The following is a 24,197-nucleotide window of genomic DNA, read 5'->3' as shown; positions in this document are numbered from 1 at the left end:
GCACACCAAGTGTCCGCCGGAGCGGGGCGTCATGCCCGGAGACGGGGTGATCTGCGGCATCCCCGGCCCCGGCGGCGTCGCACGGGCTCCCGGGGTCGGAGGCGGCACTGCCTCCCGCGGGCGTCTCGCTGATCACGCGGCTAGGCTACCCCTCTCCGTCCGGGCCGCGTCATGGACAGTATGTGTACAAAACCGGGGGCCGGAGTTGGACGTTGTGGACAGCTTGCGGCATGCCGCGGGCGACACGGTGCACAGCGGTGTCAGTTCTCCGCGATCACGTGCTCGGCCACCTCCACCGCCTCGGTGAGGCTGTCCACCACCGGCACCCCGGCCGCCTCCAGGCTGTTCCTGCTGTGCGAGCCACCGGTGTACAGCACCGCCCGCGCGCCCACGGCGGCGGCCGCCACCGCGTCGTCCACCGCGTCGCCGACCACCACGGTGCGGCGGGGATCGAACCCGTCGAGCGCCGCCACGTGCGCCGCCATCTGCCGGGCCTTGCCCGCGCTCGACCCGCTGCCGCCTCCGAGGTTCCCGTCGACCCGGACGAAGTGCTCCTCGATGCCGTGCCGGCGCACCAGCGGCACCAGATGGTCGTGCGGGGCCAGGGAGCACAGCGACTGGGTCAGCCCGGCCTCCCGCCGCGCGGCGAGCAGTTCCGCCGCGCCCTCGGCGAGCCCCACCTGCTCGATGCGCGCGAAGTAGTGCCGGTGGAAGATCTCGTCCATCCCGGCCCACTCCTCGTCGGTGGGCAGCCTTCCCATCAGCCGCTCGTAGAAGCGCGGCACCGGTACGCAGTACAGCTCCCGGTAGCGCTCCAGCGTGATGACCGGCAGCCCTATCTCGGCGAAGGCGGCGTTGGTCGCCGCGATGACCGCGTCGATGTCGTGCAGCAGCGTGCCGTTCCAGTCCCACACGATGTGGGCTCTCCCCGTGCCCGAGTCCATACCCACGACGTTAAGGGCTGGGTGCGACAAACGACAGACGCGGCCGGCGGACCGGGCCTGCGGACCCGGACCGGGGTGCCGTACGGGAGCGGGCTCAGCCCAGCTCCTCCACGATGCCGCCGATCTCCTGGGTGGCGTACCACAGCAGTTCGTGGTCGTCCGCCCCGTCCACCGTGAAGCGGGCGTCGTCGTCACCCTGGTCGGCCGCGCCCAGCGCCTGTGCCGCCGCGGCGACGTCCGCCTCGGCGTCGCCCCCGTCGACGTGCACGGCGGCGGCCCGCTCCAGCGGTACGGCCCGCTCGATGCGCACCTCGCCCAGCGCGGCCGGGTCCAGAACGCGGTCCGGGTCGGCCACGGCCTCGCGGTCGGGCACGTCGACGGCGACCACGACCCGGCGGCGCGGGGCGTCCGGGGCGACGGCCAGGAGCCGCAGCGAGGCCTGCGCGGCGCGGCCGAGCGCGGCGTACTCCAGTTCCTCGATGTCGTCCGAGACGTACCACTCGCGCAGTCCGGGGGTGACCGCGTAGGCGGTCAGCGGGCCGGGGCCGAGCTCGCCCGCCCGGCTCGCGGCCGCCAGGCCGGGCAGGGTGAGGGGGACATAGACGCGCATCGCCACCACTTTCGTGTAAGGCCGCTCCGGGTGTCCCGACAGCATACGGCGGCTCCCGCGCGCCGGACGCCCCCGGCCCCGTCCGCCCCTGGCGAGCGAACTGCGCAGGTCAACGGCCCCGGCCGTCAAACCCCGGGCGGCCCCTCCATCGGACAGGTGAAACGCACGGAGTCCGGCGCCACCGTCCATCGGTCGTTGCCGCCTCGCGGGCCGCCCAGTAGAAACCGGAGTGAAAGTTACCGCTCAGTAGGCAGATCGCAGTGCGGAAGACCGCACAAGACCACGGGGAGAGACACCATGCCGCCCACCAGCCGTACCGCCCCTCCCGGCCGCCGGGACTCCCGGCGGCCGGCCCGCTCGGCCCTGCTCGCCGCCCGGCAGCGCGAACGCGACCGGTTGCCGCCCTACTGGTTCGCACACCGGCTGGTGCTCGTCCTCAGCGGTCTGCGGCCGGTCCATCTGCTGCTCGGCCACACCCGCGACGAGGCGTACGAGCAGTTGGTCCGGCTCGCCCCGCTGACCCCGCTGCGGTCGGCGGTGGCGGGCGGACCGGCTCCGGTGGTCCGGGAGGTCGGCTGGTCGCAGCCCTGCCCCGGCGCGGTCGAGGCGTTCGCCCGGATCGCCGCCGGTGACCGGCTGCGCGCTCTGGCCTTCCGCCTGGAACGCTCCCGCGACCAGCGCTGGCTGTGCTCCGCCGTCGAACTCGACACCGTGTCCTGACCGGCGGGACGGGACCGTGACCGCGCCGCGCGGGACGCGGGGGTCCGTGCGGTACGGGGAACGCGGCGGGGCCGGGCGTCCTCGGCGGACGCCCGGCCCCGGGCCGGCCTCGAAGCGGACCGCCGGCCTCCCTGCGGCGGCGGTCGACGGGTCACTTCTTGCGGCGGCGGCCCTTCTCCTTCTGCGCCCTGCGGCGCTCGGCACGGGTCATGCCGTCCGCGGGCGAGCGGACCGGGCCGCCGTCCTCGCCGCTGGCGAAGTCGCCCTCGACCACACCGCCCTCGCCGTCCACGGTCGGCGCGGAGAAGTGCAGCCGGTCCGGACGCTGCGGGGCCTCCAGGCCCTTGGCCCGGATCGCCGGGCGCCCGCCCGCCGCGACGGCCTCCTCCCTCGGGGCCTTCTCCAGGGAGGGGGCGGGTCCGGCCTCCTCGACCGGCACCTCCTCGACCTGCTGCTCGACCTGGACCTCCAGGTTGAACAGGTAGCCGACGGACTCCTCCTTGATGCCGTCCATCATCGCGACGAACATGTCGTAGCCCTCGCGCTGGTACTCCACCAGCGGGTCGCGCTGCGCCATGGCGCGCAGGCCGATGCCCTCCTGGAGGTAGTCCATCTCGTACAGGTGCTCGCGCCACTTACGGTCGAGGACGGAGAGGACCACACGGCGCTCCAGCTCGCGCATGATCTCCGAGCCGAGCTGCTTCTCGCGCTCCTCGTACCCCTCGTGGATGTCGTCCTTGATGGCGTCGGCGATGAAGTCCGCCGTGATGCCGTCGCGGCCCCCGGCGGCCTCCTCCAGGTCCTCGACGGTGACCGTCACCGGGTAGAGCTGCTTGAAAGCGCCCCACAGCCGGTCCAGGTCCCACTCCTCGGCGAAGCCCTCGACCGTCTCGGCCTGGACGTACGCGTCGATGGTGTCGTCCATGAAGTGGATGACCTGCTCGTGCAGGTCCTCGCCCTCCAGGACGCGGCGTCGCTCGCCGTAGATGACCTCGCGCTGCCGGTTGAGGACCTCGTCGTACTTCAGGACGTTCTTGCGGATCTCGAAGTTCTGCTGCTCGACCTGCGACTGCGCCGAGGCGATGGCGCGGGTGACCATCTTGTTCTCGATCGGGACGTCGTCGGGCACGTTGGCCATGGACATCACACGCTCGACCATCTGCGCCTTGAACAGCCGCATCAGGTCGTCGCCGAGCGACAGGTAGAAGCGGGACTCGCCCGGGTCGCCCTGGCGGCCGGACCGGCCGCGCAGCTGGTTGTCGATGCGGCGCGACTCGTGCCGCTCGGTGCCCAGCACGTACAGGCCGCCGAGGTCGACGACCTCCTCGTGCTCCGACGCGACGGCCTGCTCGGCGCGCTCCATGGCCCCGGGCAGGGCCGCCGCCCACTCCTCGGCGTTCTCCACCGGGTCCAGGCCCTTGGCACGCAGCTCGGCCTCGGCGAGGTCGTCCGGGTTGCCGCCGAGCTTGATGTCGGTACCGCGGCCGGCCATGTTGGTGGCGACCGTGACGGCGCCCTTGCGGCCCGCCTGGGCGACGATCACGGCCTCGCGCTCGTGGTTCTTGGCGTTGAGGACCTCGTGCGGCACACCGCGCTTCTTCAGCTGCTGCGACAGGTACTCGGACTTCTCGACCGAGGTGGTGCCCACCAGGACCGGCTGCCCCTTCTCGTGCCGTTCGAGGATGTCGTCGACCACCGCGTCGAACTTGGCGACCTCGGTGCGGTAGATCAGGTCCGACTGGTCCTTGCGGATCATCGGCCGGTGGGTCGGGATCGGCACCACGCCGAGCTTGTAGATCTGGTGGAACTCGGCGGCCTCGGTCATGGCCGTACCGGTCATGCCCGAGAGCTTGTCGTAGAGGCGGAAGAAGTTCTGGAGGGTGATCGTGGCGAGCGTCTGGTTCTCGTCCTTGATCTCCACCCCCTCCTTCGCCTCGATCGCCTGGTGCATGCCCTCGTTGTAGCGGCGGCCGGCCAGGATCCGGCCGGTGTGCTCGTCGACGATCATGACCTCGCCGTCGAGGACGACGTAGTCCTTGTCCTTCTTGTAGAGCTCCTTGGCCTTGATCGCGTTGTTGAGGTAGCCCACCAGCGGGGTGTTGACCGACTCGTAGAGGTTGTCGATCCCCAGCCAGTCCTCGACCTTGGCCACACCGGACTCGTGGATGGCGACCGTGCGCTTCTTCTCGTCGACCTCGTAGTCGCCCGTCTCCTGCTGCTGCTTGAGCGGGTTGGCGGGCTCACCGCGCTCCAGCCGCCTCACCAGCTTGGCGAAGTCGCCGTACCACTTGGTGGCCTGGTCCGCCGGGCCCGAGATGATCAGCGGGGTACGGGCCTCGTCGACGAGGATCGAGTCGACCTCGTCGACGATCGCGAAGTTGTGGCCGCGCTGCACCAGCTCGCCCTTAGACCACGCCATGTTGTCGCGCAGGTAGTCGAAGCCGAACTCGTTGTTGGTGCCGTAGGTGATGTCGCAGGCGTACTGCTCGCGGCGCTGCGCCGGGGTCATGTTGGCGACGATGCATCCGACCGTCAGCCCCAGGAACTTGTGGACCCGGCCCATCATCTCGGAGTCGCGCTGGGCCAGGTAGTCGTTGACCGTGATGAGATGGACGCCCTTGCCCGACAGGCCGTTGAGGTACGCGGGCAGGGTGCCCACCAGCGTCTTGCCCTCACCGGTCTTCATCTCGGCGACATAGCCCATGTGCAGGGCGGCGCCGCCCATGATCTGCACGTCGTAGTGGCGTTGGCCGAGTACGCGCTTGGCCGCCTCGCGGACCGTCGCGAAGGCCTCGGGCAGCAGGTCGTCCAGGGACTCTCCGTCGGCGAGGCGCTCCCTGTACTCGTCCGTGAGCGCCCGCAGCTCGGCGTCGGTGAGGTTGACGAAATCCTCTTCGATCGACGACACCTGGTCCGCGATGCGGTGCAGTTTGCGCAGGATCTTGCCTTCACCTGCACGCATGATCTTGCCGAAGACGGACACGTAGGCTGGCTCCTTGCCGGTCGGGCCGGGCACGGTCTGGGTGCTCTGGCACGGCGGGCCTCTTCCTTGCGTCGGGCCCAGCCGCACCGGCCATCGTATGCGAGGGGCACCGGCCCCTGTACCCCCCAACGTGCCGGAGACTCGGAAGGTGCCGGTTCCGCCCGATTGGATGACCGGCACAATCTTCTCCATGCGACCCGTCACCCTCGGCACCGAGCGCCTCCTGCTGCGTCCCTTCGAACCGCAGGACGTTCCCGCCGTCCACGCCGCCTGCCAGGACCCGGACATCCTGCGCTGGACCACCCTCCCCGAGCCTTACGAGCGGCGGCACGCGCAGGAGTTCGTGCTCAACATCGGCCCGGCGGGCTGGCGCGAGGACACCGCGTACAACTTCGGCGTCTTCACCCGTGACGGGGAGCTGGTGGGCTCGATGGGCCTGGTGCGCATCACACCGCCCGGCCCGGAGGGGCGCCTGGCGGAGCTGGGCTACTGGACGGCCAGGCGACTGCGGGGTCGCGGGTACACCGTGGAGGCCGCGCGGGCGGTGGCCGACTGGGCCTTCTCCGGGCTGGGCGTGGAGCGGCTGGAGTGGTTCGCCGAGGCCGGGAACACCGGGTCGCGGGCCGTGGCGGAGCGGCTGGGCTTCGTGATGGAGGGCACCCTGCGAGCACGGATCACCTTCCGCGGGACCCGGCGGGACGCCTGGGTGGCGTCGCTGCTGCCCTCGGACCGGGGGCTGACGGCGGCCGTACCGTACCTGCCCGCGCCGTAGGAGCCGCGCTCCGGCGGACTGCGCCGCCGGAGCGCGGCCCGGCCGTTTCCGGGCCCGCTGTCGGCGGCAGGTCCTATCGTCGGCGCATGACCACCGTCTCACTGTCACTCTCCGCCGACGAGGCCCGCCGGATCGCGCTGCGCGCACAGGGGCTGCTGGGACCGCCGGACCGCCGGGCCGGGGTTCGGGGAACGCTGCGCCGCCTGGGGGCCGTGCAACTGGACACCATCTCGGTACTGGCCCGCTCCCATGAACTGGTGCCGTACGCACGGCTGGGCGCGGTCGGCCGCGACACGGTGGAGGCGGCGTACTGGACGGGAGGGCGCGCCTTCGAGTACTGGTCGCACGCCGCCTGCGTCCTGCCGGTCGAGGAGTGGCCGTACTTCGCGTTCCGGCGCCGGGCGTTCCGGGCCAGGGGGCACCGCTGGCACCGCATGGAGGACTCCGATCGCTCCTGCGCCGCCGTACGGGACCGGCTGAAGGCCGACGGCCCGCTGACGGCCACCGAGCTGGGCGGCGCGAAGAACGGCGGCGAGTGGTACGACTGGTCCGAGACGAAGATCGCGGTGGAGTGGCTGCTGGACACCGGCGAGGTGGTCTGCGCCGAGCGGCGCGGCTGGAAGAGGGTGTACGACCTGGCCGAGCGCGCCGTACCCGGCGAGCTGTTCCACGACGACCCGACCGACCGCGAGTGCCTGCGCCGGCTGGTCGCCCAGGCCGGGAGGGCGATGGGTGTGGCCACCCGCGCGGACCTGGCCGACTACCACCGGCTGAAGGGCGAGCAGGTCGACGCGGTCGTCGCCGGGACGGGCCTGGTGCCGGTGGAGGTGGCGGGCTGGGGCAGACCCGCCTGGGCGGACCCGGCGGCGCTGGAGGCCGAGTCGTCCGGGGGCCGGGGGCGGCACCGCACCACACTGCTGTCGCCGTTCGACTCGCTGATCTGGGACCGCAGGCGCACCGAGAGGATCTTCGGTTTCACCCACCGGCTGGAGGCATACGTGCCCAGGGCACGGCGGATACACGGCTACTTCGCGATGCCGCTGCTGTCGGGGGGACGGCTGCTGGGCCGGGCCGACCCGGCCCGCGAGGGGAGGACGCTGGTGGCGCGGCAGGTGTCGATGGCGGGACGCGGGGCGGTGGAGCCGATGGCCCGGGCGCTGCGGGAGGCGGCGGGGTGGGTGGGCTGCGACGCGGTCCGCGTCGAGCGCTGCGACGACCCGGTACTGGCCGCGGCCCTCACCGCGGCCCTCGACTGACGCGTCCGCCGCCTCCCGCAGCGCCCGGTTCGCCCGGCGCACTCGGCACGGCCGGCGTATCGCGGGCCGGCCCACCGCGGACCGGCCGGCCTCACCTGATCTCCAGGATCTTCTCCCGCATCGCGTAGACCACGGCCTCCATCCGGGAGTGGAGCTGGAGCTTCTCCAGGATGTTGCGGACATGGTTCTTCACGGTGTTCTCGCTGATGAAGAGTTCCTTGGCGATGTCGCGGTTGTTCATACCGGTGGCCACGAGCTTGAGCACCTCCAGCTCCCGGTCGGTCAGGCGCGGCGCGGGCACCAGCCGCTTCTCGTCGGTGCGCTGGATCATCGACTTGAACTCGGTGAGCAGCTTGGCCGCCATCGACGGGCTGATCTGCGACTGCCCGTCGGCGACCGCGCGGATCGCGGTGGAGACCTCGTCGGTGGAGATCTCCTTGAGCAGGTAGCCGGTGGCCCCCGCCTTGATCGCGTCGTAGAGGTCGGCCTCCTCGTCGCTGATCGTCAGCATGATGATCTTCGCGCTGGGGGCCACTTCCTTGATCGAGGTGCATGCCTCGATACCGCCGCGCCGGGGCATCCGCACGTCCATCAGCACGATGTCGGGAAGCAGGTCGGCCGCCTTGTCCACGGCCTCGGCCCCGTCCCCCGCCTCGCCGACGACCTCGATGTCCTTCTCCTGCGCGAGGACGATCTCCAGCCCGCGTCTGAAGAGGGCGTGGTCGTCGACGACCAGGACCCGGATGGGCTCCTTGCGCGGGCCCTCCGCCCCCGCGGGGGCGGGGGCGCGGCCGCCGTCCCGCGCGGCGGGCGTCACGGGCCCGAAGCTGTCCGCCATCGTTCCTCCCCCTGCAACCAGGCTACGCAGCGTCAACCGGCCGATGCAGGGCGCCGGTTGGACGTGGCCATGATTCCATGCCCCCGCCCCCGGCCGAATTCCTCGTTCGGCCGGGGGCGGGTCCGGTACGCGGTGTCAGCGGCTGTTATCAGCCACCCAGAGCGCCTCCGGCGCCCTGCGGTGCCTCCTCCACGAACGGATCGGGTTCCAGATGGAGGACGCCGTAGTCGTAACCGTGCCGCCGGTAGACGACGCTCGGCAGCTTGGTCTCGGAGTCGACGAACAGGTAGAAGTCATGCCCGACCAGCTCCATCTCGTACAGGGCCTGGTCCAACGACATCGGGGCCGCCGCGTGGGTCTTCTCCCGGACGACCAGGGGTCCCTCCCCCTGGACCTCCAGCGGTCCCACCCTGGTGGTGGCGGGCGGTTCCTCGACCGCCGTGCGCTGCGGTCCGAGCCGGCCGTCCTCGCCGATGGTCGCCGCGTTCGGCACGGTCACGGCAACGTCGCGCGCCGGGATCCGGTGGTGGCCGTTCCCCTTCCGCGCGGAGACCCGCTTCTCGTGCTGCCTGCGCAGCCGCGACTCCAGCTTCTCCGTGGCCAGGTCCAGCGCCACGTAGGGGTCGGCCGCCGCCGCCTCGGCGCGGATCACCGGACCGCGGGAGCGCAGTGTGATCTCAACCCGGTCGGAGCGATCGGCCTGACGCGGGTTGGGCTCCTTGGACACCTCGACGTCGAGGCGGATCGCCTTGGCGTCGATCTTCTGGATCTTGTCCAGCTTGAGCTTGTCGACCACGTGCTTGCGGAACCGCTCCGGCACCTCTGTCTTACGGCCCTTGACGACGATGTCCACGCAGAACTCCGTTCCCGGACGCCTCCGCGGCCTGAGCGGCGGAGCACGCCCTTTGTGCACTGAGTCCGGAAGGTGCGGGGCCTTGCCCGTCACCGTCCGGCCCTACGTCGGGTTGCGACTTTCACCTCCTCCTCCCCAGTCGGGAAGATCGCCACCCTTCCGTTTCCGGGAGGATGACCAGCAAAGCCGGGCGAACGCCATGGAGCGCACATGTCCCGCCGTACGGAACGACTCTCGCCGTCCCTCACAACCGAACCTACCTCCGCCGGGGGAAACTCGGCACCCCCTGTCGGCACGTACCTCCTGTCGTGGGCGGCTCCGCCTTCACGACGGGAACCACGACGGGAACCACGACGGGAACCACGACGGGAACCACGACGGGAAGGAGGCCCTCCCGCCGGCGGTTCCACCCGTACGGACCACACTGCCCACTCCCGGCCGGGGTACGCCCCCGCGAACCGTCTGCCGGGTGAGCGCCCGCACACCGGTGCGAGAACGGCCGGAGCGTCGGCGAGCGGGCCCCGCCGACGCTCCGGCCGGCACGGCGCCGGGGGGCGTTAGAGGGCGCCGGGCCGCGAGGCCGCCACCACCGCCGCGCCGACCACCCCGCCGCCCGCCCGGCCCAGCACCCGCGCCGCCTCCGCGAGTGAGGCGCCCGTGGTCACCAGGTCGTCCACCACGACCACCGGGCCCTCCGTCAGCAGCCGCCCCGCACCGGCGGCCGTGTCCAGTGCGCCGGCCAGATTGGCCAGGCGCTGCCGGGCGTCCAGACCCGCCTGGTCCGCCACGGTGCGCCGCTGCCGCAACACGGGCAGGACCCGTGCCGACCGGCCGGCTCGTCTGAGCTCACCGGCCGCCGCCAGCGCCATCCTCCGCACCGGATCGTGGCCGCGCGCCGCCACCGAGCGCCGGGCCGAGGGCACCGGCACCAGCAGCAGCGTCCCTGCCCTCCCCGTCCTCCGCCGTGCCGCTCCCCCGGACGCCGTCTCCCCGGCCGCCGCCCGCACCGCACCGGCCAGCACCACCCCCAGCGGAGCGGCCAGCCGCAGGGCGCCGCGCTCCTTGTGCGCGAGCAGCACCGCCCGTACCTCGTCGGCGTAGGCCAGGCACGCGTGGACCGGCGGCAGGCCGTCCGGCGGCGGATCCGGCCGCACCCGCCGCGGCCGGGCCCCGCGCAGCAGCCCCTGGCACCGCGCGCACAGTCCGGTGCGCGGCAGGCCGCACCCGGCGCAGTCGGCCGGCAGCACCAGATCGGCCAGCTCCCGCCACCATTCCCGCATATCGAACATACCGGGATGACTACCCCGGGTAGACAGGCATCGACCCCTTGTCCGTGACCAGTTCCCACTCGGCGCGCTCAAGCCGGGCGATGCCCTCCCCGGTGTCGGCCAGCAGCGGTTTTTCGCCGTTCTCCGAGGCCGCCACCCCGGTCACCCCGTTGAGCCCGGGCAGCGTCGAGGGACCGGCCGACGAGCCGTCCGTGGCCGTGTAGCGCAACTGCTGCACGCCCTTGGACTCCCGGCCGACGACCACCAGCCTGCTGTCGCCCGCCCAGGAGGCGTCCAGCACCTCCTCCATCCGCGGAGCGATGGGCCGCAGGCCCTCCACTGTCGCCTTGGGGTCCCCGCCGTCGGTTTCCTCCCGCTCAATGCGTCCGAGCCGGAGGGTCGTCCGGTCCCCCTCGCTGACCAGCAGCGCCATGCGCACACCGTCCGAGGAGACCCTCAGCGCCTCGATCCGGCCGCGGCCGAGACCGGCCACCTCGACCTCCCTCGCCTCCTCCTGGCCCCCGCGCAGCCACAGCAGCCGGGACCTGTCCGGATCGCGGTCGGCCACCCACAGATCGCCGAGCCCGTCCCAGCTCGGAGCAGTCAGCCCGTCCCTCTCCCGCTGCGCACCGCTGATCACGACGGGATCGCCGAACCCGGTGTCGGCGGTGAGCGGGGCGACGAACAGCGACCGGCCGTCCAGCGACACCCCCGCACCGCGCTTCTCGTCCCGGCTCACCGAGACAGCGCCCATCCGGACCCGCCCCGTACCGAACGGTCCGCCGACGGGCGCGGTCCGGTCTCCGTCGCCCAGCACCACGGCCAGCCGGTCGCGGTCGTCGACGAAGTACTGGCCGCCGTCACCGCCCAGCCGGCCCGGCGCGTACGCCTCGGCCTCGTCAGGGGTCAGGGAGCACAGCTCCGCGCCACCCCCTGCCCTGGTCAGCCGGACACGGGAGGTCCTGGCCGACACCTGGCCGTCCACGGTGTGCAGCACCTGGGCGGCCATCCGGTCGCACTGGGCGCTCCCCACCCTGAGCGGGCGCTCACGCCCCTTCCCGTCGCGCACGACCAGCGGCACGGTCAGCGTGCCGGAGTCGTTCGGGGAGAGCCTCGTGCCATCGGCGAGCCGTGTGCCCTCGGGGAAGGCCGAACCGACCACCGGGGCCAGCCAGCCGGTCGGGCCGTCCAGCAGCGCCTCGACCGCCTCGGTCAGCGGGTCTATGCGCTCCCGGACGTAGACGGGATCGGCGACCAGGACGTCCTCGCCCCGTGTCACAGCGCCGGCGCCCGGACCCAGATCGGCGTAGTGGTAGGTGTTGACCGACTCGTAGTTGCGCTCGAAGTCGGCCTCGGCCACCACCAGCCCGTCCGGCAACCGGTCGATGCGCCACTCGCCGCCGACCCGGACGAGGTGGAACGTCTCCCGGTACGTTCCGTCGCTGGGCTGATGGGCGTGCTCGCTGTCCACCAGCGCGACGGTGGGGCCGGTCACCTCCAGGACGGTGCCACCCTCCTCACCGGTGGAGGAGCGGCCGGAGGCGAGCACGGTGGGGGCGACATCGAGCACCGTCGTACGGGCGAAGGGGTCCCAGCCGCGCGCGGCCCTGCCGGTGAGGTACTCGCGGGCTGTCGCGAACTCCGGCTCGTCGCTCGTGGTGGCCTCCAGGAAACCGCGCACGATCTGCCCGGGCTGCGCGTCCTTGCGCGGGCTCACCCCGAACACCCGCGCCTGGGAGTCGGTGTCGGACCGGGAGGGGGGGTCCACCCTGCGGACCTCCCCTTCGGAAGGCATCGACGCGCACCCTGCGAGCAGCAGGACGAGCGCACCGAGCGCCGCCGCGGACCCGCGGCGCGTACGGGAGAAGCGGGGAGGGCGGGAGCCCTCGCGGAGGCGCTCAGTCGCCTTGCCGGTCGCCATGTCCGTCCTTCCCCTCCTCCGGCTCCGTCACCGTCCGCCTCCGTGCCTCCGGTTCTCCGCCGCCCGGACCGCTCCCACCGTCCCCGGCCTCCCGGGGCGGCGCCGCCACCGTGCCGCCGGGCGACCGGTGTGGCTCCCGCCCGGCACCCCGGGACGGGGCCGGGGACGGCACGGACGCGTGCGCCCCGCCGGTCGGGGCGCGGGCCGCCTCCTCGCGGCGACGGGAATCGGCCGGTTCCAGGGGGACGGGCGAGCCGCGCAGCGGCTCGCCCGCGGTCCGCGGGATGGTCAGCCGGAACTGCGAACCGCCGCCCGGTTCGCCCCAGGCCTGCAGCCAGCCGCCGTGCAGTCTGGCGTCCTCGACCGCGATGGACAGGCCCAGGCCGGTGCCGCCGGTGGTACGGGCACGGGCCGGGTCCGCACGCCAGAAGCGGTTGAAGACCCGGTTGGCCTCGCCCGGCTTGAGCCCCACGCCGTAGTCGCGCACCGCCACGGCCACCGCGCCGTCGCCCGAGGCGAGCCGTACCACGATGTCCCGGCCCTCGCCGTGCTCGACCGCGTTGACCACGAGGTTGCGCAGCACGCGCTCGATGCGCCGGGCATCGGCCTCCGCGACGACCGGCCGCTCGTCGCCGTACACCAGGAAGCGGCTGCCCTTGCGCTCGGCGAGCGGCTCCGCACCCTCCAGAACGCGCCTGACCACATCGCGCAGGTCCACCGGGTCGGCCTCCAGCGCGGCCGCCCTGGCGTCGAAGCGGCTGATCTCCAGCAGATCCGCCAGCAGCGACTCGAAGCGGTCCAGCTGTCCCAGCAGCAGCTCGGCCGAGCGGGCCGTCACCGGGTCGAACTCGTCGCGCGCCTCGTGGATGACGTCGGCGGCCATCCGCACCGTGGTGAGCGGGGTGCGCAGTTCGTGGGAGACGTCCGAGACGAAACGGCGCTGCATCCGGGACAGCTCCTCCAGCTGCTGGATCTTCGTCTGGAGGTTCTTCGCCATCTTGTTGAACGCCTCGCCCAGCCGGGCGATGTCGTCCTCGCCGCTGACCTTCATCCGCTCCTGGAGACGTCCTGCGGCGAGCCGCTCGGAGATCCTGGCGGCCATCCGGACGGGGGTGACCACCTGGCGGACCACGAGCCAGGCGATGGCCCCCAGCAGCACCACCACGAAGACCCCGGCGGTGGCGAGGGTGCCCTTGACCAGGCTGAGGGACTTCTCCTCCTGCTGGAACGGGAAAAGGTAGTACAGCTGGTACGGATCGCCGTTGGGGTCGTTCAGGCGCCTGCCTATGATCAGCGCGGCCTCTGTCCGGCCGCCCTCCAGCATGATCGTGCCGTACTGCTCGTGGGTGTCGGGGCTGTCGTCCAGCGCCTCGCGCAGCTGCGGCGACACGCTCTCCTCGGGCTTGAGGTCGAAGGACGCGCGGGGGCCGTGGTTGCCCGACCCCTCGCCCGCGCCGAAGGTGTCCGGCCCCTCCTCGGAACTGAGCGCCACCAGGTAGTAGACGCCCTGACCGCCACTGGCGAGCTGGGTCACCAGGTCGTTCAGCCAGGTGCCGGTGTCCTGTCGTCCGTCGCGTCCGTTGCCGGCGCCTCCCGAGGCCGCGTCGTCGGCCGCGTCGTCGGCCAGTTGCTCGGCCACCGCGAAGCCGCCGGCGGCCTGGCTCCGCGCGGCCTGCTGCTTGGCGTCCAGGAGCCCGTTGCTGACCTGGCCGATGACGACCAGGCCCAACAGCAGGACGACCGCGAGGGACATCAGCAGCGTGGCGGTCACCACCCGCAGCTGGATGTTGCGCCGCCACAGCCGTGCCACGGCCAGCAGCGGGCGCCGTACCCAGCGGACGAACATCCGGAACAGGGGGTGCGCCCGGCTGCCCGTCGCCCCTTCGGACAGCAGCCCGTCCGGGATGAATCGACCGCCACGCCACATGTCAGCTTGGTCCGGCCTTGTACCCCACGCCGCGTACGGTCACCACGATCTCGGGCCGCTCCGGGTCCTTCTCGACCTTGGAGCGCAGCCGCTGCACATGGACGTTGACCAGCCGGGTGTCCGCCGCGTGACGGTAGCCCCACACCTGTTCCAGGAGCACCTCGCGGGTGAAGACCTGCCACGGTTTGCGGGCGAGGGCCACCAGCAGGTCGAACTCCAGGGGGGTCAGCGCGATGGACTGCCCGTCGCGCTTCACCGAGTGCCCCGCCACGTCGATGACCAGATCACCGATGGCGAGCTGCTCGGGCGCGGGCTCCTCCGACCGCCGCAGCCGTGCCCGGATGCGGGCCACCAGCTCCTTGGGTTTGAACGGCTTGACGATGTAGTCGTCGGCCCCGGACTCCAGGCCCACCACCACGTCGACGGTGTCGCTCTTGGCCGTGAGCATGACGATCGGCACCCCGGACTCGGCGCGGATCAGCCGGCACACCTCGATGCCGTCCCGGCCCGGCAGCATCAGGTCGAGCAGCACGAGGTCGGGCTTGGTCTCGCGGAAGGCGGCGAGGGCCTTGTCTCCGTCCGACACGAACGACGGTTCGAAGCCTTCTCCACGCAACACGATGCCGAGCATCTCTGCCAGTGCGGTGTCGTCGTCGACGACCAGGACGCGTCCCTTCATGCGTCCATCATCCCATTACCCGATCGTGACTTTTCCCGGGGTGAGGGTGAGGACGAGCACAGCTCGGCCAGCGCGCCCCCCGTGACCGGTGAGACCACACCCCGCTCGGTGACGATCGCCGTCACCAGTTCCGCCGGGGTGACGTCGAAGGCCGGGTTGTACGCCTGCGCGCCCAGTGGGGCCACCGGGATGCCGCTCCCCGGCTCCGCCCCGGCCCCCGGCACCGTCGGCGGCGCGAACTCCGTCACCTCGTGGCCGGGACGCTGCTCCACCTCGATCGAACCGCCGTCGGCCGTCTCCAGGTCCACCGTGGTCATGGGCGCCACCACCACGAACGGCACATGGTGGTAGCGGGCCAGCACCGCCAGCGGATAACTGCCGATCTTGTTCGCCACCGAGCCGTCGGCCGCGATCCGGTCCGCGCCGACCAGCACCGCGTCCACCTCACCCGCCGCGAACAGCGAACCGGCCGCGTTGTCCGTCAGCACCGTGTAGGCCATGCCCTCTCGGGCCGCCTCGTACGCCGTCAGCCGCGCCCCCTGGAGCAGCGGCCGGGTCTCGTCCACCCACAGCCTGCGCAGCTCGCCGGCGTGGTGCGCGGCCCGCACCACCCCGAACGCGGTGCCTCCCCCGCCGGACACCAGCGCCCCGGTGTTGCAGTGGGTGAGGACCCGGTAACCGCCGCCCGGCAGCAGTTCACCCAGCAGCGCCAGGCCCTGCACCGCCATCCGCTCGCTCGCCCCGGCGTCCTCGCGGTGCAGCGCCCGGGCCTCGGCCAGCGCCGCGGCGGCCGCCCGCTCGTATCCCGCGCCGCCGTCGGCAGCGGCCCGGAAGGCCCGCTCGGCCCGGCCCACCCCGTACCCGAGGTTGACCGCGGTCGGACGCGCGTGTCTGAGCTGCTCGGCCGCATCGGTCACGTCGTACCCGCGGGCGGCTGCCAGCGCGACGCCGTACGCGCCCGCCAGCCCCAGCAGCGGCGCCCCGCGTACCGCGAGCGAGCGGATCGCCTCCACCAGTGCGGGCACGTCGGTGCAGACGAGCTCGACCTCCTCGACGGGAAGCCGGGTCTGGTCGAGCAGCACCACCACCGGCCCCTCGGGAGGTTCCTCCCAGCGCAGCGCGGGAACGGGAACCGGTACGTCATCGGGCGCCGAAGCCGTGGATCGTTCCTCAGTCTGGTCAACCATTCGGACAGTCTGCCCCTTCTCCCGACCATCAGTCGAAGGCAACCGGGAGCCGCAGGGCCCGCGCCGTTCCACGGCGGCCCATGGCACGATGGCTGCCAACCAGCCGATACATCCCCACGGACAGGCCGCGAGAACACGAGGTGAACCGCTGTGAGTGACTCTCCGGGCTGGGCCTCGCCCGGATCCTCCCCCTCCGATCCTCCCCCCGCGTCCGGTGGGGGCGCATCCGGCGGCGGTACTTCCGGGCAGCCCGCCGACAAGGTGCCCACCGACAGGACCCCGCCACGGCAGCCACCCGCGAGCTGGTCGCCGCAGCAGCCGCCCGCCGCCCCGCAGGGCTGGGGCGCCCCTCCTCCCCCGCCGCCGGGCCGGCCCGGCTGGGGAAACTGGAACCAGCCGCCCGCGGCCAAGCCCGGCGTCATCCCGCTCCGCCCCCTGGGCGTGGGCGAGATCCTGGACGGGGCGGTCTCCACCGCACGGGCCCACTGGCGGACGGCCCTGGGCATATCGCTCGCGGTCGCGATCATGATCCAGCTCGCCTCCACCGTGGCCACCGGCGTCTGGATGCGGGACAACAGCGGCCTCCAGGCACTGGAGACCAAGGCCGAGCCGACCACGGACGAGGTGTTGGACGCCCTCAGCGGTACGTTCAGCACCCTGGGCGTCGAACTGCTGGCCTCCCTGATCGGCACGGTCATCGCCACCGCGATGCTCACCGTGGTGGTCAGCCGTGCCGTCCTGGGCCGCCCGGTGTCCATCGGGGAGGCCTGGCGCGACTCCCGGCCGCAGCTCGCCCGCCTGCTCGGACTGACGCTGCTGGTGGGCCTGATCGTGACCGGCGCGATCACCCTGGGCTTCCTGCCCGGCATCCTCGTCGGCGCGGCGGGCTCGGAGCTGGCCGGCATAGGCATCGGCCTCCTCGGCGGCCTCGCGGGCACCGTGGCGGCCGTGTGGCTGTGGGTCCGCTACTGCCTCTCCGCGCCCGCCCTCATGCTGGAGCGGCAGGGCGTCCTCGCCGCCCTCCGGCGTTCCGCCAGACTCGTGCGCAACTCCTGGTGGCGCATCTTCGGCATCCAGTTCCTCACCGTCGTACTGGTCACCGTGATCGGGATGATCATCCAGCTTCCCGCCTCCTTCCTCGCCCCCGTACTGGGCGGCGACGGCATCGACACCCTCATCTCCGGCGGCGTCGCGGACATCACCTGGACGTACCTGATCGTCATCGGCATCGGAGCGGTCATCGCCTCCACCATCACCCTCCCGCTCAGCGCGGGCGTCACCGCCCTCCTCTACATGGACCAGCGCATCCGCCGCGAGGCCCTCGACCTCGAACTCGCCCGCGCCGCGGGGGTCCCCGGCTACGAGCGGCAATCCGACGACACCACTCCGGGGAACTGATGTGGTGACGCGGCCCGCGGGCGTACGCACGGCGGTACGGGAGACCCCGTTCGCCGTGCGCTCCGACGGCTCCGGCAGCTCCGATGGCGGGGTGCCGGTGACGATCCCGCGTGCCCCGGCGCGCGAGGCGGCCGAGGACGAGTTGTCCAAGCCCATGTACCACGAGAACGACCCGAGCCTGCTGCGGCGCCTCCTCGACTGGGCGTGGGAGCGGGTCGGCGACCTCCTCGACGCCGCGGCCGGGGCCACACCCGGCGGCTGGGTCGGCCTCACGGTCGTCGCCCTGCTCGTCGTGCTCCTCCTGGTCGGCCTGCGGCTGCGCATGGGCGCGCTGCGCCGCGCGCCCGGTTCCGCCGGGCGCGGCGAACTCTTCGACGGCCGCCCGCGCAGCGCCGACGAGCACCGCGCCGCGGCCGAGCAGTACGCCTCCGCGGCCCGCTGGAGCGAGGCCCTCCAGGAGAGGATGCGCGCCCTCGTCCGCTCCCTGGAGGAACGCGCCCTGCTCGACCCCCGCCCCGGCCGCACCGCCGACGAGGCCACGGCCGAAGCCGCCCGGGTCCTCCCGGACCACACCACGGACCTGTACGCCGCCGCCCTCGCCTTCGACGAGGTCACATACGCCGGGCGCCCGGCCGACCGGGCCGCGTACCTCCGGCTGCGGGACCTCGATGACGCCGTCCGGCACAGCAGACCCCGCCTCACCGACGGCCGTCCCACACCCGCGGCCCCCGGTGGTGGCGCCGTATGAAGACCGCACCGCCCGCCCCTTCCACCGAGGCGGCCACCCCGGTATCGCCCACAGCACGCCAACTGTGGGGGCACGCCCGCGGTCTGCTGCTGGCGGCCGCCGTCCTGGCGCTGGCCGGCCTGGTCATCGCCGCTCTCCGCTCCGGCGAGCAGCACGGACTGCTCGACCCCCGCTCCGCCGACCGCTACGGCAGCCGCGCCACCGCCGAACTCCTCGCCGACCGCGGTGTGGGCACCACCGTCGCCACCGGCATCACCGAGGCCACCGAGGCCCTGGGACCCGACACCACACTGCTCGTGACCGACCCCGACCTGCTCAGCGCACGCCAGCAGTCCGCGCTGCGCGCCGCCGCGTCCGGCAGCGGAGGCCGCACCGTCCTGCTGGCCCCGGGGCCCGCCTCGCTGGGCACCCTGGCCCCGGACGTACGCGCCGTGGAGCCCGCCTCCGTCGAGGTGCTCCGCCCCGGCTGCGACGCCCCGTACGCCCGGCGCGCGGGCGCGGCCGAACTCGGCGGAATCACCTACACCACCTCCGCCGCCTCGGTCGAGGCCTGCTACCCCAGCGGTGAGCTGCCCACCCTGCTGCGGCTCCCCGCGGAAACCGGCGATGGCGACACCGTGGTACTCGGCGCCCCGGACCTGCTGTACAACCACCGTCTCGACGACCACGGCAACGCCTCGCTCACCCTGCAACTCCTCGGTTCCCGTCCCCATCTGGTCTGGTACCTCCCTTCCCTGGACGACGACGCCGCCACCGACGGCGGCAACGAGAACTTCTTCGACCTCATCCCCTCCGGCTGGAGGTGGGGCGCTCTCCAGCTCGCGATCGCCGCTGTCCTCGCCGCACTCTGGCGAGCCAGGCGCCTGGGCCCTCTCGTCCCCGAACGACTGCCCGTGGCCGTCCCGGCGTCCGAGGCGACCGAAGGCCGCGCCCGCCTCTACCGCCGGGCGAACGCACGCGGACGCGCCGCCGAAGCCCTGCGCTCGGCCACCCGCACCCGGATCGCCCCTCTCGTCGGCGTACCCACTGCACAGGCCCACCGCTCCGAGGCCCTGTGCCCGGCCGTCGCCGCGCATACCGGAGACGACGGCGTCCAGATCCACGGCCTCCTGTTCGGCCCGGCACCCATGGACGACGAAGCCCTCGTCCGGCTCGCCGACCGACTCGACCTCCTCGAACGCCGCATCACCCCATCTCCGAGAGACAAGGACCGCACCCCGTGAGCGCCCCCTCCGCAGACAGCGCCCGCGCCGCCCTAGAGGCTCTGCGCGGCGAGATCTCCAAGGCCGTGGTCGGCCAGGACGCCACCGTCACCGGACTCGTCGTCGCCCTGCTCTGCCGCGGACACGTACTGCTGGAGGGCGTTCCGGGCGTCGCCAAGACCCTTCTCGTCCGAGCCCTGGCCGCCACACTCGAACTCGACACCAAGCGTGTCCAGTTCACCCCCGATCTGATGCCGAGCGATGTCACCGGCTCGCTCATCTACGACAACCGCACGGCCGAGTTCTCCTTCCAGCCCGGCCCGGTCTTCACCAATCTCCTCCTCGCCGACGAGATCAACCGCACTCCGCCGAAGACCCAGGCATCCCTGCTCGAAGCCATGGAGGAACGGCAGGTCACCGTCGAGGGCACCGCACGCAAGCTCCCCGACCCCTTCCTGGTGGCCGCCACCCAGAACCCCGTCGAGTACGAGGGCACCTACCCCCTCCCCGAAGCCCAGCTCGACCGGTTCCTGCTCAAGCTCCAGGTGTCGCTGCCTTCCAGAGAGGAGGAGATCAAGGTCCTCTCCAGGCATGCCGAGGGCTTCGACCCCCGCGATCTCATCGCCGCCGGTGTACGCCGTGTGGCCGGCCCCGCGGAACTCGACGCGGCCCGAGCAGCGGTCGCCAAGACATCCGTCTCCCCCGAAGTCGCCGGCTACGTCGTCGATATCTGCCGTGCCACCCGTGAATCCCCCTCGCTCTCGCTGGGCGCCTCACCACGCGGCGCCACCGCACTACTGTCCACCGCCCGAGCCTGGGCCTGGCTCACCGGACGCGACTACGTCACCCCCGACGATGTGAAAGCGCTCGCCCTGCCCACGCTGCGACACCGCATCCAACTGCGCCCCGAGGCCGAGATGGAGGGCGTCACCGCGGACAGCGTGATCTCCTCACTGCTCGCTCATGTCCCCGTGCCCCGCTGAAGGCGACGCGAACTGACCGATGGCTCTCACCGGACGTACAGCCCTCATCGCCGCCCTCGGCGCGCTTCTCGTCGGCTTCCTGCTGCCGAGCTGGACCGGCCTGCTCGCCGTCGAGCTCCCCCTGCTGCTCGCAATTCTTTACGACCTGGGACGCGCGGCACCAGTCCGAAAGCTCCTTTTCACCCGTTCCGGTGATACATCAGTTCGACTCGGTGATTCTGTCGAAGTGCGGCTCGCCGTCACCAACCCCGCCGGGCGCCCGCTCCGCGCACACCTCCGCGACGCATGGCCGCCCAGCGTCTGGGCCACCGGCTCCGAGATCACCGGCTCCCGGCACCGGCTGACCGTACCCGGCGGGGAACGCCGCCTCCTCACCACGCGGCTGCGCCCGACCCGGCGCGGCGACCACCACGCCGCCCGCGTCACCGTGCGCTCGTACGGGCCGCTCGGCCTCGCCGCCCGCCAGGGCAGTCACTCCGTCCCCTGGACGGTGCGCGTCCTGCCGCCCTTCACCAGCCGCAAGCACCTCCCCGCACGGCTCTCCCGGCTCCGTGAACTCGACGGGCGCACCAGCGTCCTCACCCGCGGCGAGGGCACCGAGTTCGACAGCCTCCGCGAGTACATCCCCGGCGATGACACCCGGTCCATCGACTGGCGTGCCACCGCCCGCCAGAGCGCGGTCGCCGTCCGCACCTGGCGCCCCGAACGCGACCGCCGCATCCTGGCCGTCCTCGACACCGGGCGCACCTCGGCCGGCCGCGTGGGCGACATCCCGCGTCTCGACGCCGCGATGGACGCCGCCCTGCTGCTGGCCGCCCTCTCAGCCCGCGCGGGCGACCGATTCGACCTCCTGGCCTACGACCGCCAGGTGCGCGCCACGGTCCGGGGCCGAACCGCCCGCGATCTGCTGCCCGCACTGGTCACAACGATGGCGCCGCTCGAACCGGCACTGATCGAGTCCGATGCCCGGGGCATGGCCTCGACCGTCCTCCGCAACGCTCCTCAGCGCTCGCTCGTCGTCCTGTTCACCGGCCTTGACTCCTCCCCCGTGGAGGAGGGCCTGCTCCCCGTGCTCCCGCTCCTGACCCAGCGCCACACGGTCATGGTCGCATCGGTCGCCGACCCCCGCATCAAGGAGATGGCCGCCGCACGCGGCACACTCGACGCCGTCTACGAAGCCGCGGCCGCGGCCCGGGCTCAAGCGGAACGCCGCCACACCGCATCCCGGCTCCGCCGCCGCGGTGTCACCGTCGTGGACGCCATCCCCGACGAGCTCGCCCCCGCCCTGGCCGACGCCTACCTCGCCCTCAAGGCCGCCGGCCGCCTCTGAGCCCTCAACCGCCGAGGCTCGGGGTCGGTGTCGATCCTCGTGCACGTACAGCCGAACTCCCCGGACGGTGGGCGCTTCCAGGAACTGTGCCGCCGGCCCCGCATCGCACGCTCCGACCCACGTAGTCCGCCGTCTGTTGATCACGGCAGGGGAAACCGTGAACGCAAAAAAGCCTCGGTCTCCGAGCCGAAACTCGAAGACCGAGGCTGAAAAACTGTTCGGCGGCGTCCTACTCTCCCACACGGTCCCCCGTGCAGTACCATCGGCGCTGAAAGGCTTAGCTTCCGGGTTCGGAATGTAACCGGGCGTTTCCCTCTCGCTCTGACCACCGAAACACCACTCGAGTGTTCCAAGCGAACAAGCACACTGTTCAATTAGAACCCCGAAAAACCTGCCGAGGCCGTTCGTGGTCTCAGAACCCACACAGTGGACGCGAACATCTACGGACAAGCCCTCGGCCTATTAGTACCGGTCAACTCCACCCCTTGCGGAGCTTCCATCTCCGGCCTATCAACCCGGTCGTCTCCCGGGAGCCTTACCCCCTCCAGGGGGTGGGAGCCCTCATCTCGAAGCAGGCTTCCCGCTTAGATGCTTTCAGCGGTTATCCCTCCCGAACGTAGCCAACCAGCCATGCCCTTGGCAGAACAACTGGCACACCAGAGGTTCGTCCGTCCCGGTCCTCTCGTACTAGGGACAGCCCTTCTCAAGACTCCTGCGCGCGCAGCGGATAGGGACCGAACTGTCTCACGACGTTCTAAACCCAGCTCGCGTACCGCTTTAATGGGCGAACAGCCCAACCCTTGGGACCGACTCCAGCCCCAGGATGCGACGAGCCGACATCGAGGTGCCAAACCATCCCGTCGATATGGACTCTTGGGGAAGATCAGCCTGTTATCCCCGGGGTACCTTTTATCCGTTGAGCGACGGCGCTTCCACCAGCCACCGCCGGATCACTAGTCCCGACTTTCGTCCCTGCTCGACCCGTCAGTCTCACAGTCAAGCTCCCTTGTGCACTTACACTCACCACCTGATGACCAACCAGGCTGAGGGAACCTTTGGGCGCCTCCGTTACCCTTTGGGAGGCAACCGCCCCAGTTAAACTACCCACCAGACACTGTCCCCGATCCGGATCACGGACCCGGGTTAGACATCCAGCACGACCAGAGTGGTATTTCAACAACGCCTCCACACACACTGGCGTGCATGCTTCACCGGCTCCCACCTATCCTACACAAGCCGAACCGAACACCAATATCAAGCTGTAGTAAAGGTCCCGGGGTCTTTCCGTCCTGCTGCGCGAAACGAGCATCTTTACTCGTAGTGCAATTTCACCGGGCCTATGGTTGAGACAGTCGAGAAGTCGTTACGCCATTCGTGCAGGTCGGAACTTACCCGACAAGGAATTTCGCTACCTTAGGATGGTTATAGTTACCACCGCCGTTTACTGGCGCTTAAGTTCTCAGCTTCGCCACCCCGAAGGATGACTGACCGGTCCCCTTAACGTTCCAGCACCGGGCAGGCGTCAGTCCGTATACCTCGCCTTACGGCTTCGCACGGACCTGTGTTTTTAGTAAACAGTCGCTTCTCGCTGGTCTCTGCGGCCACCCCCGGCTCACACCGCACGGGCGATCACCGGATGTGGCCCCCCTTCTCCCGAAGTTACGGGGGCATTTTGCCGAGTTCCTTAACCATAGTTCACCCGAACGCCTCGGTATTCTCTACCAGACCACCTGAGTCGGTTTGGGGTACGGGCCGCCGTGCAACTCGCTAGAGGCTTTTCTCGACAGCATAGGATCATCCACTTCGCCACCATCGGCTCGGCATCAGGTCTCAGGCCTCGTGCCAGACGGATTTACCTGCCTGGCGCCCTACACCCTTACCCCGGGACAACCACCGCCCGGGCTGGACTACCTTCCTGCGTCACCCCATCACTCACCTACTACCGGATCGGGCCGTCGGCTCCACCGGCACCGCACCCCGAAGGGCACGGGCGGCTTCACGGACTTAGCATCACCGGGCTCGGCCCTTGCGCTCCACAGCGGGTACCGGAATATCAACCGGTTATCCATCGACTACGCCTGTCGGCCTCGCCTTAGGCCCCGACTTACCCTGGGCAGATCAGCTTGACCCAGGAACCCTTGGTCAATCGGCGCAGGAGTTTCCCACTCCTGTATCGCTACTCATGCCTGCATTCTCACTCGTGAACCGTCCACCACTGCCTTCCGGCGCGGCTTCACCCGGCACACGACGCTCCCCTACCCATCGACACCCCCGTTGGAGGTTGATGTGCCGATGACACGACGTCGGCGGTGTGCTTGAGCCCCGCTACATTGTCGGCGCAGAATCACTTGACCAGTGAGCTATTACGCACTCTTTCAAGGATGGCTGCTTCTAAGCCAACCTCCTGGTTGTCTCTGCGACTCCACATCCTTTCCCACTTAGCACACGCTTGGGGGCCTTAGTCGATGCTCTGGGCTGTTTCCCTCTCGACCATGGAGCTTATCCCCCACAGTCTCACTGCCGCGCTCTGACTTGCCGGCATTCGGAGTTTGGCTAAGGTCAGTAACCCGGTAGGGCC

The 24,197-nt window shown here is 71.3% G+C and carries 18 protein-coding genes and 2 rRNA genes (1 of these 20 cut by a window edge); 8 read left to right on the top strand and 12 right to left on the bottom strand.

Annotation, left to right across the window (positions count from 1 at the left end; translation table 11 throughout):
• Positions 1-260 precede the first annotated feature (260 nt).
• Together ACGRHY_RS17245 and ACGRHY_RS17240 are read right to left on the bottom strand one after the other, a co-directional pair.
• Positions 261-944, bottom strand: a complete 684-nt coding sequence (locus tag ACGRHY_RS17245; RefSeq protein WP_394636223.1) for an HAD family hydrolase — start codon at positions 942-944, stop codon at positions 261-263.
• 94 nt (positions 945-1,038) lie between these two features.
• Positions 1,039-1,554 (bottom strand): DUF6912 family protein, encoded by a 516-nt coding sequence (locus ACGRHY_RS17240; RefSeq protein ID WP_394636222.1) that lies wholly within the window; start codon positions 1,552-1,554, stop codon positions 1,039-1,041.
• 297 nt (positions 1,555-1,851) lie between these two features.
• Between ACGRHY_RS17240 and ACGRHY_RS17235 the strand changes: the two genes are divergently transcribed.
• Positions 1,852-2,274: an Rv3235 family protein gene (locus ACGRHY_RS17235; protein ID WP_241716016.1), complete on the top strand. Its 423-nt coding sequence runs from the start codon at positions 1,852-1,854 to the stop codon at positions 2,272-2,274.
• Between the two features lie 151 nt (positions 2,275-2,425).
• Here the strand turns inward: ACGRHY_RS17235 and secA are convergent, their stop codons facing one another.
• Positions 2,426-5,257 (bottom strand): preprotein translocase subunit SecA, encoded by a 2,832-nt coding sequence (gene secA / locus ACGRHY_RS17230; protein ID WP_394636221.1) that lies wholly within the window; start codon positions 5,255-5,257, stop codon positions 2,426-2,428.
• A 190-nt stretch (positions 5,258-5,447) separates the two neighbouring features.
• Here secA and ACGRHY_RS17225 point away from each other — a divergent pair, with 190 nt between their 5' ends.
• Entirely contained in the window at positions 5,448-6,029 is a 582-nt protein-coding gene (locus tag ACGRHY_RS17225) for a GNAT family N-acetyltransferase (RefSeq protein ID WP_394636220.1), read from the top strand.
• Positions 6,030-6,115: 86 nt separating this feature from the next.
• Entirely contained in the window at positions 6,116-7,285 is a 1,170-nt protein-coding gene (locus ACGRHY_RS17220) for a winged helix-turn-helix domain-containing protein (protein WP_394636219.1), read from the top strand.
• Positions 7,286-7,376: 91 nt separating this feature from the next.
• Here ACGRHY_RS17220 and ACGRHY_RS17215 read toward each other — a convergent pair whose 3' ends face one another.
• The 7 genes from ACGRHY_RS17215 to mtnA form a co-directional block, all read right to left on the bottom strand.
• Positions 7,377-8,123: a response regulator gene (locus tag ACGRHY_RS17215; RefSeq protein WP_394636218.1), complete on the bottom strand. Its 747-nt coding sequence runs from the start codon at positions 8,121-8,123 to the stop codon at positions 7,377-7,379.
• Between the two features lie 148 nt (positions 8,124-8,271).
• Complete coding sequence (hpf, locus tag ACGRHY_RS17210) at positions 8,272-8,976, bottom strand: ribosome hibernation-promoting factor, HPF/YfiA family (RefSeq protein WP_394636217.1); 705 nt, start codon at positions 8,974-8,976, stop codon at positions 8,272-8,274.
• 557 nt (positions 8,977-9,533) lie between these two features.
• Positions 9,534-10,265, bottom strand: coding sequence for a ComF family protein (locus tag ACGRHY_RS17205; protein WP_394636216.1), 732 nt, complete (start codon positions 10,263-10,265; stop codon positions 9,534-9,536).
• Between the two features lie 10 nt (positions 10,266-10,275).
• On the bottom strand, positions 10,276-12,165 hold the full coding sequence (locus tag ACGRHY_RS17200; RefSeq protein ID WP_394636215.1) for an LpqB family beta-propeller domain-containing protein: 1,890 nt from the start codon (positions 12,163-12,165) through the stop codon (positions 10,276-10,278).
• A complete protein-coding gene (gene mtrB / locus ACGRHY_RS17195) occupies positions 12,143-14,092 on the bottom strand; it encodes an MtrAB system histidine kinase MtrB (protein WP_394636214.1) in 1,950 nt (649 codons plus the stop codon). Before mtrB ends, ACGRHY_RS17200 begins: the two co-directional genes overlap by 23 nt.
• A gap of 1 nt (position 14,093) precedes the next feature.
• On the bottom strand, positions 14,094-14,771 hold the full coding sequence (gene mtrA / locus ACGRHY_RS17190) for a two-component system response regulator MtrA (RefSeq protein ID WP_014061181.1): 678 nt from the start codon (positions 14,769-14,771) through the stop codon (positions 14,094-14,096).
• Positions 14,768-15,958 carry an S-methyl-5-thioribose-1-phosphate isomerase gene (mtnA, locus tag ACGRHY_RS17185; protein ID WP_394636213.1) on the bottom strand — a complete coding sequence of 397 codons (1,191 nt, stop codon included), beginning with the start codon at positions 15,956-15,958 and terminating at the stop codon, positions 14,768-14,770. The genes mtrA and mtnA overlap by 4 nt, the downstream gene beginning before the upstream one ends.
• 150 nt (positions 15,959-16,108) lie before the next feature.
• Here mtnA and ACGRHY_RS17180 point away from each other — a divergent pair, with 150 nt between their 5' ends.
• From ACGRHY_RS17180 to ACGRHY_RS17160, 5 genes are read left to right on the top strand one after another with little or no spacing between them, the layout of a single operon-like run.
• A complete protein-coding gene (locus ACGRHY_RS17180) occupies positions 16,109-17,356 on the top strand; it encodes a DUF7847 domain-containing protein (RefSeq protein WP_394636212.1) in 1,248 nt (415 codons plus the stop codon).
• 4 nt (positions 17,357-17,360) lie between these two features.
• Entirely contained in the window at positions 17,361-18,104 is a 744-nt protein-coding gene (locus tag ACGRHY_RS17175; RefSeq protein WP_394636211.1) for a DUF4129 domain-containing protein, read from the top strand.
• Positions 18,101-19,327, top strand: a complete 1,227-nt coding sequence (locus tag ACGRHY_RS17170) for a DUF4350 domain-containing protein (RefSeq protein WP_394636210.1) — start codon at positions 18,101-18,103, stop codon at positions 19,325-19,327. The genes ACGRHY_RS17175 and ACGRHY_RS17170 overlap by 4 nt, the downstream gene beginning before the upstream one ends.
• Positions 19,324-20,289 carry an AAA family ATPase gene (locus ACGRHY_RS17165; RefSeq protein ID WP_394636209.1) on the top strand — a complete coding sequence of 322 codons (966 nt, stop codon included), beginning with the start codon at positions 19,324-19,326 and terminating at the stop codon, positions 20,287-20,289. The genes ACGRHY_RS17170 and ACGRHY_RS17165 overlap by 4 nt, the downstream gene beginning before the upstream one ends.
• A gap of 19 nt (positions 20,290-20,308) precedes the next feature.
• Positions 20,309-21,619, top strand: a complete 1,311-nt coding sequence (locus ACGRHY_RS17160; RefSeq protein ID WP_394636208.1) for a DUF58 domain-containing protein — start codon at positions 20,309-20,311, stop codon at positions 21,617-21,619.
• 216 nt (positions 21,620-21,835) lie between these two features.
• Here the strand turns inward: ACGRHY_RS17160 and rrf are convergent.
• Positions 21,836-21,952, bottom strand: a 5S ribosomal RNA gene (gene rrf, locus ACGRHY_RS17155).
• Positions 21,953-22,061: 109 nt separating this feature from the next.
• Positions 22,062-24,197: ribosomal RNA gene (locus ACGRHY_RS17150) — 23S ribosomal RNA — on the bottom strand (it continues 984 nt past the right edge of the window).

The sequence above is a fragment of the Streptomyces shinuiensis genome (genome assembly GCF_043660855.1).
GTDB lineage: Bacteria > Actinomycetota > Actinomycetes > Streptomycetales > Streptomycetaceae > Streptomyces.
Note: the sequence above shows the minus strand (reverse complement) of the source record. Positions and strands in the feature narration are given on the sequence as shown.

Bases quoted from the DNA above. Each gene is read 5' to 3' on its own strand.
- ACGRHY_RS17245 (WP_394636223.1), bottom strand. From the start codon at position 944: ATGGACTCGGGCACGGGGAGAGCCCACATCGTGTGGGACTGGAACGGC.
- ACGRHY_RS17240 (WP_394636222.1), bottom strand. From the start codon at position 1,554: ATGCGCGTCTATGTCCCCCTCACCCTGCCCGGCCTGGCGGCCGCGAGC.
- ACGRHY_RS17235 (WP_241716016.1), top strand. From the start codon at position 1,852: ATGCCGCCCACCAGCCGTACCGCCCCTCCCGGCCGCCGGGACTCCCGG.
- ACGRHY_RS17225 (WP_394636220.1), top strand. From the start codon at position 5,448: ATGCGACCCGTCACCCTCGGCACCGAGCGCCTCCTGCTGCGTCCCTTC.
- ACGRHY_RS17220 (WP_394636219.1), top strand. From the start codon at position 6,116: ATGACCACCGTCTCACTGTCACTCTCCGCCGACGAGGCCCGCCGGATC.
- ACGRHY_RS17215 (WP_394636218.1), bottom strand. From the start codon at position 8,123: ATGGCGGACAGCTTCGGGCCCGTGACGCCCGCCGCGCGGGACGGCGGC.
- ACGRHY_RS17205 (WP_394636216.1), bottom strand. From the start codon at position 10,265: ATGTTCGATATGCGGGAATGGTGGCGGGAGCTGGCCGATCTGGTGCTG.
- ACGRHY_RS17200 (WP_394636215.1), bottom strand. From the start codon at position 12,165: ATGGCGACCGGCAAGGCGACTGAGCGCCTCCGCGAGGGCTCCCGCCCT.
- mtrB (WP_394636214.1), bottom strand. From the start codon at position 14,092: ATGTGGCGTGGCGGTCGATTCATCCCGGACGGGCTGCTGTCCGAAGGG.
- mtrA (WP_014061181.1), bottom strand. From the start codon at position 14,771: ATGAAGGGACGCGTCCTGGTCGTCGACGACGACACCGCACTGGCAGAG.
- mtnA (WP_394636213.1), bottom strand. From the start codon at position 15,958: ATGGTTGACCAGACTGAGGAACGATCCACGGCTTCGGCGCCCGATGAC.
- ACGRHY_RS17170 (WP_394636210.1), top strand. From the start codon at position 18,101: ATGAAGACCGCACCGCCCGCCCCTTCCACCGAGGCGGCCACCCCGGTA.
- ACGRHY_RS17160 (WP_394636208.1), top strand. From the start codon at position 20,309: ATGGCTCTCACCGGACGTACAGCCCTCATCGCCGCCCTCGGCGCGCTT.